The 12,870-nt window shown below is 54.1% G+C and carries 11 protein-coding genes; 1 reads left to right on the forward strand and 10 read right to left on the reverse strand.

Going from position 1 to position 12,870, the window contains the following annotated elements:
- Positions 1-65 precede the first annotated feature (65 nt).
- The 10 genes from F0P93_RS12175 to F0P93_RS12215 all read right to left on the reverse strand — a co-directional run bounded on the left by F0P93_RS12175 (position 66) and on the right by F0P93_RS12215 (position 10,984).
- The gene (locus F0P93_RS12175; protein WP_150876655.1) at positions 66-1,346 is read right to left on the reverse strand and encodes an amidohydrolase/deacetylase family metallohydrolase; all 1,281 of its coding nucleotides are present in this window, start codon (positions 1,344-1,346) and stop codon (positions 66-68) included.
- A 124-nt stretch (positions 1,347-1,470) separates the two neighbouring features.
- Positions 1,471-2,688: an aminotransferase class V-fold PLP-dependent enzyme gene (locus tag F0P93_RS12180; RefSeq protein ID WP_150876656.1), complete on the reverse strand. Its 1,218-nt coding sequence runs from the start codon at positions 2,686-2,688 to the stop codon at positions 1,471-1,473.
- A 10-nt stretch (positions 2,689-2,698) separates the two neighbouring features.
- Positions 2,699-4,147 (reverse strand): PQQ-dependent sugar dehydrogenase, encoded by a 1,449-nt coding sequence (locus F0P93_RS12185; RefSeq protein ID WP_225309463.1) that lies wholly within the window; start codon positions 4,145-4,147, stop codon positions 2,699-2,701.
- A 17-nt stretch (positions 4,148-4,164) separates the two neighbouring features.
- Positions 4,165-4,605 (reverse strand): c-type cytochrome, encoded by a 441-nt coding sequence (locus F0P93_RS12190; RefSeq protein WP_150876658.1) that lies wholly within the window; start codon positions 4,603-4,605, stop codon positions 4,165-4,167.
- A gap of 33 nt (positions 4,606-4,638) precedes the next feature.
- Complete coding sequence (locus tag F0P93_RS31895; protein ID WP_255472091.1) at positions 4,639-4,761, reverse strand: hypothetical protein; 123 nt, start codon at positions 4,759-4,761, stop codon at positions 4,639-4,641.
- A gap of 163 nt (positions 4,762-4,924) precedes the next feature.
- On the reverse strand, positions 4,925-6,682 hold the full coding sequence (locus F0P93_RS12195; RefSeq protein WP_150876659.1) for a PQQ-dependent sugar dehydrogenase: 1,758 nt from the start codon (positions 6,680-6,682) through the stop codon (positions 4,925-4,927).
- A gap of 38 nt (positions 6,683-6,720) precedes the next feature.
- Positions 6,721-7,968 carry an amidohydrolase/deacetylase family metallohydrolase gene (locus F0P93_RS12200; RefSeq protein WP_150876660.1) on the reverse strand — a complete coding sequence of 416 codons (1,248 nt, stop codon included), beginning with the start codon at positions 7,966-7,968 and terminating at the stop codon, positions 6,721-6,723.
- A 27-nt stretch (positions 7,969-7,995) separates the two neighbouring features.
- On the reverse strand, positions 7,996-9,216 hold the full coding sequence (locus F0P93_RS12205; protein WP_150876661.1) for an aminotransferase class V-fold PLP-dependent enzyme: 1,221 nt from the start codon (positions 9,214-9,216) through the stop codon (positions 7,996-7,998).
- A 72-nt stretch (positions 9,217-9,288) separates the two neighbouring features.
- Positions 9,289-9,750: a RidA family protein gene (locus F0P93_RS12210; RefSeq protein ID WP_150876662.1), complete on the reverse strand. Its 462-nt coding sequence runs from the start codon at positions 9,748-9,750 to the stop codon at positions 9,289-9,291.
- Between the two features lie 103 nt (positions 9,751-9,853).
- A complete protein-coding gene (locus F0P93_RS12215; RefSeq protein ID WP_150876663.1) occupies positions 9,854-10,984 on the reverse strand; it encodes a FecR family protein in 1,131 nt (376 codons plus the stop codon).
- A gap of 278 nt (positions 10,985-11,262) precedes the next feature.
- Here F0P93_RS12215 and F0P93_RS12220 point away from each other — a divergent pair, with 278 nt between their 5' ends.
- Positions 11,263-12,486, forward strand: a complete 1,224-nt coding sequence (locus F0P93_RS12220; protein ID WP_150876664.1) for a DUF5009 domain-containing protein — start codon at positions 11,263-11,265, stop codon at positions 12,484-12,486.
- The last annotated feature ends 384 nt before the right edge of the window (positions 12,487-12,870 follow it).

The following is a 12,870-nucleotide window of genomic DNA, read 5'->3' on the forward strand; positions in this document are numbered from 1 at the left end:
CATTTTGAGTAGCCCCAGTGAATGCGTCAGCCCACCGGAAACCGAAAACTGTAAACCGAATACCGTCACTGCGCCCGCGGACGAACCACAATCGGATCGGCGATGCCGTTCAGGTCGTAGACGATCCGGCCTTTGCGGATGGTCATTTCGCAGATCAGCTTCTGTTTTCCCTCAATTTTGTGGCCGGTGTAATCGAAGAAACCGAAATAACCGGTATCCCGAACGGCAAATTTTCCGTCCTGCAAATCCAGAATGGCCACATCCGCTTCCGAGCCTTCGGTCAGGCTGCCCAGTTCGGGCCGCTTGATGGCCAGCGCCGGACTCCACGTGCTGGCTTTGATGACCGCCGGCAAATCCATGCCCATCGCCATGAATTTCGACATCACATTCAGCATGTCTTTCATCGCGTTGTTCATGCTGCCGGTATGAATATCGGTGCTGATGGTGTTCGGAAAAAAACCGCTTTTCAGCGCCGGAATGGCTTGAGAGAACGCGAAACTAATCCCGCCGTAGCCCACGTCAAAAATGACGCCTTTCTTCTGCGCTTCCCAAACGAACGGTTTTACTTTGTTAGTCGCCACGTCCAGAATCGGCTCGCGGGTAGCCAGTTGGCCGAAACAGTGGGTAAAAATGTCACCCGGACGCAGCCGTCTCAGGAATAATTCTTCAATGGAAAGCGTCGGTTTGCTGCCACCGAAATCGATCATCACTGGCTTGTTCGCCAGCTTTCCGGCCTCCACGGCACGGTCGGTGGGCGTCCAGTCGTGGCCGTTGAAGTGCGCCAGTTTCACACCAACGACCAGATCAGGATATTTCTGGGCCATTTCCGCCGTTGCTTTGGCGTCCATGTCGTCGATGTTCTGCTCGAATTTTCCGCCCCGCATCCCGCTGCCGACAATGTTGAGCAACGCCAGCACCCGCGTTTGCGACGCATCGATGGTCTGTTTCTTAAACGCTTCAAAATCCCGCCAGCCCGAGCAACCCGCATCGACAATGGTCGTCACGCCGTTCCGAAACGTAAAGCCATCGGGCGGCAAGGCATTCGGTCCGTTGCTGTAGGTCTGGTCCATGTTCGTTCCAAAGAACACGTGCGTATGGATGTCGATGATGCCGGGCGTTACGTACAATCCTTTGGCCTTCACCACCTGCCGGGCGCCCGTCGCGTCGATGTTTTTCGCCACCTTCGCGATTTTGCCGTCCAGAATGGCTACATCCATGATCCCGTTGATGTTGTTTTTCGGATCGATGACGTGACCGCCTTTGATCACGACGTGATAGGGTTGCGCCCAGGCGAGATTGCCGAAGGCGACAAAAGCCGCAAGAATGAAAAATGTTAATTTTTTCATAGAGTTCAGGTTATTGATTATAGGAATTCGCTTTTGCTCCAGCCCCCTAAAGGGGCACGGACGCGACAGCATCCGGATTAAGCCGCGTCCAAGTACCTTTTAGGGGATTTAGGGGCGTTTTTTCTCAAACCGCCTTCGAAAGCTCTTCCTTGATTCGTTTCGCCACGATTTTTTCCTGTCCCGGTTTCATCATCCAGACCGTCACGCCGATGCTGCTGGGGCCACCACCCCCGACTTCGATGGATGGATCGCCGTTCCGCAGGGCTTCCTGCACCTGTTTTCCGGTCACTTTCACCACCGCCGGGTCCCAGGAGATGCGGAGCGAGGGCGTGTGGTTGCCCAGCGGATTCACGCGCACCTCGGTTTTGACGCCGTTGATGGTTTTGACGGTATTTTCAACGTGCGCAACGCCATCTTCCCACGACTTCCAGAGTTTGGTGTAATCCTGCGTGATGAATTTCTCCAGCGCGACGTACATGCCCAGAATCTCTTCCTTGTTCACTTTCATCCCGCGACCGATGTTGAACCCACGAGGGGGCATGTGCATCCGGGCGGCTGCAATGATGTCTTTTTTGCCCATCAGCAAACCCGCACTCTGGGGTCCGCGCATGGCTTTTCCGCCCGAAACCACCACAAAACTGAACCCCATGTCGTTGAATTTCCAGAGGTTTTCGGTTGGCGGCACGTCGGCGGCAATGTCGATGGAGGTCGGAATGTTGTGTTTTTTGCCCAGCGCCACCCACTCTTCGTGCATGATTTTACCTTTGTCCGACTGGATGTGCAGAAAGTGCATCAAGGCGGTTTTTTCGTTGATCGCTTTTTCCACATCCTCGACGGTTTCGACCATCACCATTTTACAGCCGGTGTTGGTCAGCGCGTGGTTATACACAATGTCGTGTCCTTTCTGGCAAATCACTTCGGATTTCATGCCGGTGCCTTCCAGATGCGGCAACGCTTCCACTTTCTTTTGATCGGTTCCGGTTAGAATGCCGGCCAGTCCCAGGGTCATCCCGGAAAAGGCACCAGAAGTTACTACCGCAGCTTCAGAATGCACCATTTTGGCAATCTTCTCCCCGACTTTATCCTGCAATTCGTCCAGCAAACAGAACTCTTTCGAGGCATAATTAATCGCTTCCAGCACTTCGTCGTGCATCAAAGAACCCGTCATGTAGGTCAGCGTTCCGGCGGCATTGATGAATGTCCGAACCCCAAATTCCTTGAATAAATCCCGCTTGGGAGCCGCCACAGTACCGGCTTCGGCCGGTACTGAAAAACCGCCTACCAGCCCGCCCAACAGCGGGACAGTCGACAGGCGTTTAATGAGTTTTCTTCTGCTTAACATCCGTGTGTCGTTAATCGGTTAATTTGGATTTCTTACGCTGTTTCTTGGCCGCTTTCGGATCGGCGGGTAAAGTAATTTTCCAGAGGTTGCCGCCCTTGCCGCCGTATTCGATCACATAGACGGTGTTGCCGACCAGCAAAGCGTCGGTTGGCTCCGTGAAACCGTCGACCAGTCGGGTGGTTTTAACGGAATAATTGTCGGTGGTTTTGTTGTACGTTAAATCAAGATGCAACAGGTCCCGGCCCTGTTTTTTCAGCGGGTTGATCGCTGTCGAATTGCGTCGTGGTCCGGAATACCGAATCACAAAACCGTCGCCTTTTAGGTCATCCGCCAGCACGTTCCGGGTATCGAAAAACAAGGCCAGGGGCGAGCTGTGCGCGTTGAACGTGCCAACCGGAACGCCCGTCGTATCGCCATCCATGACGACGCCGGTCGCCCGGTCGCGGTATTCATTGGCATCGGGCCCCATGTTCAAAACCGGCCCGGTAAACTTGACGCCCGCCGGTTTTTTCGGAAACTCGGGATCATTCCGGAAATACCGCATCAGCCAGGCGTGGGCGAACTTGCTCAGGAACGGATCTTTCTCCGGATCGGGTTGCCAGTCGGGGTTCTGCTGCGGATTGTCGATGCCGCCCATGACCCACGGAAAACCGTAGTGATGCCCTTTCTGGACCCAGAACATGTCTTCGGCGTGGTCGTAATCGCCGGAATTGGAAACCGCAAACAGCCTCCCGTCGCCATCGAACGCCATGTCGTAGGCATTCCGGATGCCTTCCGCGTAGATGTAGCCATCGGCTTTCAGTTTGGCTTCGTCGTTCGGCAGCTCCAGGTTTTTCGCATCGACCGGAAAGCGGAATATCTTGGCCGTCAACGCATTATCCCGCGCATTTGGATAAACTCCGCCGTTGTCCTGCACCTCGCCGTGGTCGGTTCGCGCACCGGTATTGACGTAGATGTATTTCTGATCCGGACTGATTTCCAAGGCATTCCAGCCGTGGTCGAAGGTGGTTTTGTTGGTACCGTATTCAACGGTATTGAACACGACGGTCAGTTCCGGTTTTTCGCCCGACGCCAGGTCGTAGCGCACCATCCGGCCCTTGGTTCCCTTGTTGTCGTTGACGCTGATGTTGCCCGCCAGAAACAACGTATTTTTCAGAAAAGCCGCCCCCTGCAAGCGCGTAATGCCGTGGTCTTCGGCCGAAAAAACCTTCTCGGCCACCGGCGGCTGGCCGTTCAGCTTCACCCGAAACACATCCCCGGTAAAGGTCGTATAATAGATATCGCCCGTCCCCGGATGCTGAATCAGCCGCACGGCTTCCGGGCCGACGGTCATGAAATGCTCCACCTTGATGTCCGGGCGCAGGGCTGTCGGCGGGATGGGTGCTTTGGCATCGGGGTCTTGTGCGTGGAGCAGAACCGGGCAGAGCACAACAGCCGTCAGCAGGTTTATTTTTCTCAAAAATGCGTTGAACGCCCTCATTTCGTGTCGGTATTCTTTTTGGTTAATTTACGAAGGTAGCTGACCAGTTGCCACCGCTGTTCTTCCGAAAAAACATCCTTGAACGGCGGCATATTTCCGCGACCGGTCGACAGTTTCCAGAACAGCGCCCCATCGGTTTGTTTCGTCACTTCCGGGTCGTGGAAGTTGGCCGGTTTGGCCCCCAACGCCCGGCCCGCAGCGCCATCGCCGTAGCCCGCTTCGCCGTGGCACGACGAACAATATTCCATGAATAATTCTTCGCCCTGTTCAAGCGTCAACGGCTCGGTCGGGAAGTGGCTTTTCAACGTATCGGCCCAGGTTGGAGCTTTCCATTTCTCCTGCTTGGGGTCATCGGTTTTTCGATCATCCGTAAACCCCATAACACCGATCAAACCCAGGGATAAAAAACCAATGATGAATCCTTTAAAAAATCGCATTGTTGTATTGAAATTGAACCGCTACAAAATGATTCATCCCGACGGGATTTTGTTGCATTCGATCTTCACCTCGTTCGGCGGGTTAAAACCCACCGTTACAAAACGGGTCATCCCTCCGGGATTGTTGGATTTGATAATCCCGGAGGGATGACCCATGTATTAGCCCCCGGTTTTAACCGGGGGTTTGAACGGATACCGGGCATTGTTGAAACCGTTTTAACGGTTTTGGTCTTCGAAACCGTTAAAACGGTTTGTGTGAGACAGCGTTTTTCGACATAATCCCACGGTTAAAACCGTGGGCTATTTTTTTGATAATCGGTTATTTCTTTTTCTTAATCGACTTCCGAACGGCTTTCACCTCATCGGCGGAAACCGCGCTGGCCGAATTGCCAAAGCTTTGGCGGACAAACGTCAGCACTTCGGAAATGTCTTCGTCTTTCAGAAAATCGTGCTGGGGCATCACGTTGTTGTACGACTGGCCCTTCACTTCAATCGGCCCTTCCAGCCCTTTCAACAGCACTTCGATCAGGCGGGTTTTGTCGCCCAGTACCCATTCCGAATCGGCCAGGGGCGGAAACCGCTGCGAATCGCCCCGGCCGTTGCGCTGGTGGCAGGCGGCACAATAGACGCCGTAGACTTTGCTCCCCAGAACCGGCTTGTCTTTGTCCAGGTTGTCGTTTACTTTATCCGGCGTCCGGATGTGCGACATCGACTTGCGTTTTTCCATCTGCGCCAGTTGCGCCGAACCAAACTTGCTCTTATCGCCCTTGTAGGTCACCTTCCAGATTTTCCCTTTTTCGGTCTCGGCAATGTATAGCGAACCGTCCGGCCCCATCGCAATGCCCATCGGACGATACACCGCATCGCTCACGTTGACAATCGGATCGACCCCGGCAAACCCGTCGGCGAATATTTCCCAATCGGTCGACGGCGAGCCGTTTTTGTCGGGGACGAACCCGATGAAATACCCCGCCTGTGGATACGGTGCGCGGTTGGTCGAACCGTGAAACGCAATGAAGGCGCCGTTTTTGTAGTGTTCCGGAAAACCGTTCGAGGCTCCGGTGCCTTGGTAGAACACCAGATCGTTCGGTGCCCAGTGGGCCGGAAAACCGATGATGGGCTGCTCATACTCAGCCCCTTTCCCGGCTTTTTTACCATCTCCGCCGTATTCCGGATTGAGGAGTTTTTTCTTCTTTTCCTGGTCGTAATAATAATACGGCCAGCCCGCATCCATTCCTTCTTTCACCCGCAAAAATTCCTCGGCGGGCAGCACCGCGCTTTCCCAGGGCGAATACAAATGGGACCACAACATCAGAAAATCATCCCGACCATGCCCGACCGTATACAACGTTTGATCGACCGGATTCCAGTCCAGCGCAACGATACTCCGCAGCCCGGTGGCAAAGAGCTTCCCGTCTTTCTGGGTCTGCCCCACTTTGTTGGCGTCGAACCGCCAGATGCCGCCGTGGTCGGCGAGCAGGCCACAGGGATTCAGACCCGGCGAACTCGGAATGCGATTTTTCTCCTGACAGGCATTGGAACCGGCTCCGAACGGCACATACATATAGCCTTTGTTGTCAAAAGCTACCGGTTTGGTAATGTGCTCGTGCATGCCGTGGGCGTGGTCGTCGGTCAGAATAATTTCCACCGGGCCTTCGGGAATCAGTTTGCCGGGGGTCAGTTTGTAGCGGTACACGATCAGTTCGGAGCTGAAATAGAGGTAGCCGTTGTGAATCCGCATCGCCGTGCCGTACGCCCGTTCGCGCGACAGACCGCCGAAGCGTTTGATGATGTCCGCCCGGCCATCGCCGTTGGTATCCCGCAAGGCAATCACCGATTCGTCCTTGTCCCGCGCAAACCGTGCTTTCACGTAAATATCACCGTTGTCGTTGACGGCGAGGTGCCGCGCGCGACCCGCCAGACTATCGACAACGACCGTGGCTTCGAATCCTTCCGGCAGGAAAAGCCCGCCGTTTTCCGCCGTCTGAACCGGAAGGCTGGTATTCGTTTCAGGCCGGACAAAACCGACCACAGCAAGTAAAGCCAGAAAAAGGCTACGGGTATAGAGTCTTGACATTCAGAAGTTTCAGAGAATAGGATTAGTCAGATTCATTTTTAGTTCACCACCAGCGGGTTGGCGATCCCATTGAGGTCATACACAATTTTGCCGCCTTTGATGGTCATTTCGCACTCGAATTTTTTCTTGCCTTCCACCCGGTACCCGGTTTTGTCGTAGAAGCCGAAATTACCTTCGCGCATGGTCAGGATAGCGACGTCGGCGATGGCTCCCACTGAAAGGTGCCCCAACATTTCGCGTTTGATCACCTGCGCCGGAGTCCACGTACTGGCTTTGATAACATCCGCCACCGGAACGCCCATGCCGACAAATTTGGACATGATGCTCAGGATGTCTTTCATCGAACCGTTCATGCTGCCGGTGTGCAAATCGGTGCTGATCGTGGTCGGATAAAAACCGGCCTTAACCGCCGGAATGGCCTGCGAATAATTGAAGCTCGCCCCACCGTAACCCACGTCGAAAACAATGCCTTTCTTGCGGGCTTCCCAGACAAACGGTTTTACTTTTCCGCTGGCTTCGTCCACAATCGTTTCCCGCACATTGTCTTCCAGCAAGGTGTAGGTGTGCGTAAAAATATCGCCGGGGCGGAGGTGTTTCATGAACAGTTCTTCGAGCGAAAGCGGGGGATCGTGTCGGCCGAAGTCGATCATCACCGGCATGTTCGCCAGTTTTCCGGCCTGAACGGCCCGATCGACGGGTGCCCAACTGCCGCCCATGTAGTGTGCCACTTTGAAACCGACCACATCGTTCGGATTGCCGAGGGCCATCGCAGCCGCCATTTTAGGATCCATGTCGGTGGTGTCCTGCTCCCAGTCACCGCCCCGCATGCCTTCGCCCACGATGTTGAGCAGCGACAAAACCCGCGTTTTGGACGAGAAGATGATGTTCTTTTTGAACGCCGGAAACGACTGCCAGCCCGCACCGCCCGCATCGACGATGGTGGTGACGCCGACGCGGAACGTAAAACCGTCGGGCGAAACCGCCGTCAGGCCGTTGCTGAGGTAGTGATTGGGTTCGGTGCCGTAAAAAACGTGGCCGTGAATGTCGATGATACCGGGCGTGACGTACATACCTTTGGCATTGACGACCTGTTTGGCCTGGCTCGCGTCGATGGTTTTGGCAACCTGAACGATTTTGCCGTCGGTGATGGCAATATCCATCACCGCGTTGAGGTTGTTTTTCGGATCGATGACCTGCCCGCCTTTGATGACGAGGCTGTAGGTTTGGGCGTCAACCGAACCGCTGATCAGACCGAGTACGGCCAGTAAAAAGGAAAGTTTTCGCATGGGTTTAGGGAACAATAACCGGAAAAATCAGACCGCAGCTTTGGCGAGTTCTTCTTTCAGGCGGGTCGCAACGATTTTCTCCTGACCGGGTTTCAACATCCAGGTGGTCAGGCTAATACCACCCTGTTCGCCCACGATTTCAATGGACGGATCGCCGTTGCGCAAAGCTTCCTGCAAGGCTTTGGGGGTCAGGTTGATCTTGGCTGGTTCCCACTTGATCCGCAGCGTCGGCGTGTGATTGCCGAGTTCGGGCCGAAAGGTTTCGGTCGTTACGCCATTGACTTTTTTCACGGCATCGGCAATGTGGGCGACGCGGTCTTCCCACATTTTCCACTCTTTCTGCTGATCCTGACCCACGAATTTCTCCAGGGCGACATACATGCCCAGGATCTCCTCCTTGTTCACTTTCATGCCGCGTCCGATGGTCGAACCCCGGGGTGGCATGCTCAGTCGGGCGGCCGCAATAAGGTGTTTTTTGCCCATCAAAATACCGGCACTTTGCGGGCCGCGCATGGCTTTTCCGCCCGACACACACACCAGATCGAAGCCCATTTCGTGGAATTTCCACAGGTTTTCGACCGGCGGCACATCGGCGGCAATGTCGATCATGGTCGGAATGTTGTGTTTTTTGGCCAGATTCACCCACTCCTGGTGCATGATTTTGCCCTGATCCGACTGGATGTGCAGAAACCACATCAGAGCGGTTTTTTCGTTAATCGCCTTTTCAACTTCTTCGGGCGTTTCGACAAAAACCATCTTGCAGCCGGTATTGGTCAAGGCGTGCGAATAGCCGACGTTGTGACCCTTCTGAACGATCACTTCGGATTTCATGCCGGTGCCTTCCAGTTGCGGCAGGGCTTCCACTTTTTTCTGGTCCATGCCGGTCAGCACGCCCGCCAGACCGAGCGTCATGGCCGAGAAACAACCCGCCGTTACGACCGCCGATTCGGCGTGGACAATGGCCGCAATTTTTTCCCCGACTTTGGTTTGCACATCGTCGAGCATCATAAATTCTTTGGAAGCCGCCTGAATGGTTTCCATGACTTCATCCTGCATCAGCGAGCCCGTCATGGCCGTATAGGTTCCGGCGGCATTGATGAATGTTCTGATACCCAGTTCTTTCACCAGATTACGGGGAGCGAGCGCCGTGGCGGCCACAGCCGATGACAAGGGGGCGGCACTTCCAAGAATACCGCCTAAAAGCGGCATGGCCGACAGTCGTTTGAGGATGGTTCTTCTACTGATCATGGGATGGGTTGGCAAAAAAAGTGGGGAAACGGCCTACCGCCCCCGCCGACTGGAGAGAGCGGTAGGCGCCAATTAAATGTAAGCGATGCAGTCCATTTCGACGAGCGAAGCGCCGGGAACACCGCCGTACGTCGCCACCGTAGTCCGTACCGGCGGCTTGCTGCCAAACCGGCCTTTGTAGACGTCACTCATGGCCTTCCAGTCGTTCAGATCGTGCAGATACACATTCACTTTCAACACTTTCTCCATCGACGAACCGGCCTTGATCAGTTCTCTTTCCAATTCTTTCAGTACCTCGTCGGTATGCACTTTAATATCTCCTTCTTTGTGGTAGCCTTTCCCCGCCACAAAAACCAGATTGCCAAACTTAGTAGAACCTGAAAATAGCGGTATATCCTGTTCGGTAACCACGTTGAAAACTTCCTTTTCGGGAGCGGCTTCGGCTTTAGCCGCGGTGGTAGCGACACCCAGGCCAGTGACACCGGCAATGGAGGCAAAGAGTCGTTTTAAGATGGATCGGCGTTGTGGTTTCATTAGAAAATTGAAGAATAGATTAATGAATACTAAAAAATTTAAGTAAATCAACCAATTTTTTCCCTATCGTGCCAGTGTTTGACCGAAAATGTATCAGCCATTTTCAGAGCGATTCACACCCCTTGCTGTTGATGATAATATGGGCGTCCAGTTGTTCGTAGCGGGCGTTGATCGTGTTACAAATTAAGTCCAGCTTTTCGAAGAGCGGTTCGTCTTCCAGCGAAGCCGTCAGGTAACACGATTTCATGATTTCTTCGTCAAACACAATGCGGATGCCATACGCTTTTTCGAGGGTGGCAAACACTTCGGCAATGGGGGTTCGTCTGAAACTAAACGGCTGCTTCTGAACCGGTTTTTCCAGCAAAGCCGGTTCGGCCACCAGGCTCTTGACAATCCGGGTGTCGGTTGGCGTAAAGACGATCTGCTGGTTGGGCGTCAGGACGATTCCACCCAATTTATAATCTTCTTTCTGCTGGGTTACCGTAGCCTGATTGCCGGCAAAAACGGATACTTTTCCGGTTTTAACCACCACTTTAACCTGCTTGTTATCTTCGAAGGTCTGCACCGTAAAACTCGTCCCCAGCACTTTCGTGACCAGCCCATTGGCGTAGACATAAAACGGTTTGTTCGGGTCTTTATGAACCTGAAAAAAAGCCTCCCCAACGAGGTAAACCTCGCGGGTCGTTCCGGGAAACGGATCGGGATAACTCACCCGGCTTTTCGGTTTTAATACGAGGGTACTTCCATCCGGCAACTGAACCTGACGTGATGCGTTGGTCGTGTTGACGACTTCCCGAAGCGGATTCGACACCTGCGCCACCAGTTCGTCGTAGGTAACGTTACCACTTTTCGGTTCCGTCGGGCGGATTCCATACTGCCAGAACAGGCCCAGCATGAGAACGATACTGGCCGCCATGCCATACCGCACCCACTCCGAGCGGTACCAGCGAACCGACGGTTTTTCGTGGCTATCGATGGCTTGACTCAGCCGCTGGATTTCGTTCTGTACTTCCCGGTCCGAAACCGTTGCCCGCTCGCCCGGAAACCGGGTATAGACGTCATTCAGGGTACTCAACAACTGGTAAGCCTTATCGACAAGCTCCTCTTTATCAGGATTTTGAACCAACCATTCTTTCCAAAAATCACGATCGGCAGGATCGTCCAGCAATTTCCAACGTTGAAAAGACGGATCAATAGCTAATTCTTCAGGCTCGAAATTCCGATAATCTTGCATACAAAACAGTAATACTTTGCTATTTGTATGTAAAGATGCAAGTGTGTACGGCCAATACTCCTTTTTTCGGAATAAAATTTCGAACTGCATTTTCCCCCGTTTTTGTTTCGTCCAACCCGCGAATGCGTGTACATTTGACGGTGGGCGTTGGGACGTGATGAAAGTTCACGAACACTATTGGATGGGAACACGGATAGAGCGGATTTATACAGATTCGAATTAAAATCCGTTTTTAATCCGTTCAATCCGCCTGATCCGTGTTCCCATCCGTAATAACCATGAACAAAACCGCAACCCTTTCTTCGCAAACCACCCAAACCGTTCTGAATCCGGCGCGGGTCGGAGCCATCGATATTCTGCGCGCGCTGACGATGGTGCTCATGATTTTCGTCAATGACCTCTGGTCGTTAACCGGCATTCCGGCCTGGCTCGAACACGTGCCGCCCGGCGCCGACGGCATCGGACTGGCCGACGTCGTTTTCCCGGCTTTTCTGTTCATTGTCGGCATGTCGCTCCCCTTCGCGATCGATAACCGGCGAAAAAAAGGCGACACGGATCTTCAACTCGTCGGGCACGTTCTGCTGCGGTCGGTGGCACTCTTGACGATGGGTGTTTTTCTGGTCAACGGCGAATCCATCAACGAAACCGCAACGGGCCTGCCCCGGCTTTTGTGGAATGTGTTGTGCTGTACGTCGTTTATTCTGGTGTGGAATTCATACCCAAAATCAGCTCCGAAGTGGCTCAGTACAGGCTTGAAAACCGTCGGTTTGCTGATCCTGCTGGTCTTGGCCGTCCTGTATCGGGGTGGTGATGCCGAAAAAATCACCCGTTTTGAGCCGCATTGGTGGGGTATTCTGGGGCTGATCGGCTGGTCGTATCTGGCGGCTGCGCTCGTCACGGTGTTTGCCCGAAACCGGTTTTTCGTACTCCTGGCAGCCTGGTGCGGTTTTGCATTGCTGAGTATGCTGTCGCTGGCAGATCGCTTGCCCAGCGCCATCGACTTCATTCCGGCGGCCATTCGGGGCGGCACGCTGGCGGGTCTGAGCATGGGCGGGGTGGTGATCGCGACCTTGTTTCAGTATTACCGCAAACAGGATGACAACCGGCGGATGACTCTTGTTTTTCTGGGAACGGCGGTTTTGCTAACCGGCCTGTCCGTCATCACCCGGCCCTACTGGGGCCTGTCGAAGCTGGATGCCACGCCGGCCTGGCTGTTTCTGTGCAGTGCTTTTACGATTCTGGCGTTCACGGCCATTTACTGGATTGCCGACGTAAAAGGAAAAAGCCAATGGTTCCAGTTTATCAAACCCGCCGGAACGGACACGCTGCTCTGCTACCTGATTCCGTATTTTGCCTACGCCACCACGGCTTTCCTGGGAATCCGCCTGCCGGACGTTTTGCTAACCGGCGGCATCGGCCTGTTGAAATCCTTCCTGTTTGCGCTGCTGTCTGTCTGGATTACCCGAATGCTGGGCAAAGCGGGCGTCCGGCTGAAACTATAGACTCCTACACCCGCACAACCCTGCAAGGGTTGACTCTGGATAACCCGGATGCAATCCGGGGCACCTGCCCGACCTCCCAGACGCCTGATCCCGCCAGACACCCGATCCGACCAACCCCAAATTGCATCCGGGATTATCCACACTCAAGTCCTGCGGACTTGGCATAGGAGATATTTTTGAGCGTCAATGCTTACTACGCCGAGACGCTACAACCCTGCAAGGGTTGACTCTGGATAACCCCGGATGCAATCCGGGGCACCCAGCCCGACCTCCCAGACACCCGATCCCGCTAGACACCTGATCCGACCAACCCCGGATTGCATCCGGGGTTATCCACACTCAAGTCCTGCGGACTTGGCATAGGAGATATTTTTGAGCGTCAAT

The sequence above is a fragment of the Larkinella humicola genome, assembly GCF_008727875.1.
In the GTDB taxonomy this organism is placed as follows: domain Bacteria; phylum Bacteroidota; class Bacteroidia; order Cytophagales; family Spirosomataceae; genus Larkinella; species Larkinella humicola.

Excerpts from the sequence above, each read along its gene's own strand:
- F0P93_RS12195 (WP_150876659.1), bottom strand. The coding sequence starts at position 6,682 with ATGTCAAGACTCTATACCCGTAGCCTTTTTCTGGCTTTACTTGCTGTG.
- F0P93_RS12175 (WP_150876655.1), bottom strand. The coding sequence starts at position 1,346 with ATGAAAAAATTAACATTTTTCATTCTTGCGGCTTTTGTCGCCTTCGGC.
- F0P93_RS12220 (WP_150876664.1), top strand. The coding sequence starts at position 11,263 with ATGAACAAAACCGCAACCCTTTCTTCGCAAACCACCCAAACCGTTCTG.
- F0P93_RS12180 (WP_150876656.1), bottom strand. The coding sequence starts at position 2,688 with ATGTTAAGCAGAAGAAAACTCATTAAACGCCTGTCGACTGTCCCGCTG.
- F0P93_RS12205 (WP_150876661.1), bottom strand. The coding sequence starts at position 9,216 with ATGATCAGTAGAAGAACCATCCTCAAACGACTGTCGGCCATGCCGCTT.
- F0P93_RS12200 (WP_150876660.1), bottom strand. The coding sequence starts at position 7,968 with ATGCGAAAACTTTCCTTTTTACTGGCCGTACTCGGTCTGATCAGCGGT.
- F0P93_RS12215 (WP_150876663.1), bottom strand. The coding sequence starts at position 10,984 with ATGCAAGATTATCGGAATTTCGAGCCTGAAGAATTAGCTATTGATCCG.
- F0P93_RS12210 (WP_150876662.1), bottom strand. The coding sequence starts at position 9,750 with ATGAAACCACAACGCCGATCCATCTTAAAACGACTCTTTGCCTCCATT.
- F0P93_RS12190 (WP_150876658.1), bottom strand. The coding sequence starts at position 4,605 with ATGCGATTTTTTAAAGGATTCATCATTGGTTTTTTATCCCTGGGTTTG.
- F0P93_RS31895 (WP_255472091.1), bottom strand. The coding sequence starts at position 4,761 with ATGGGTCATCCCTCCGGGATTATCAAATCCAACAATCCCGGAGGGATG.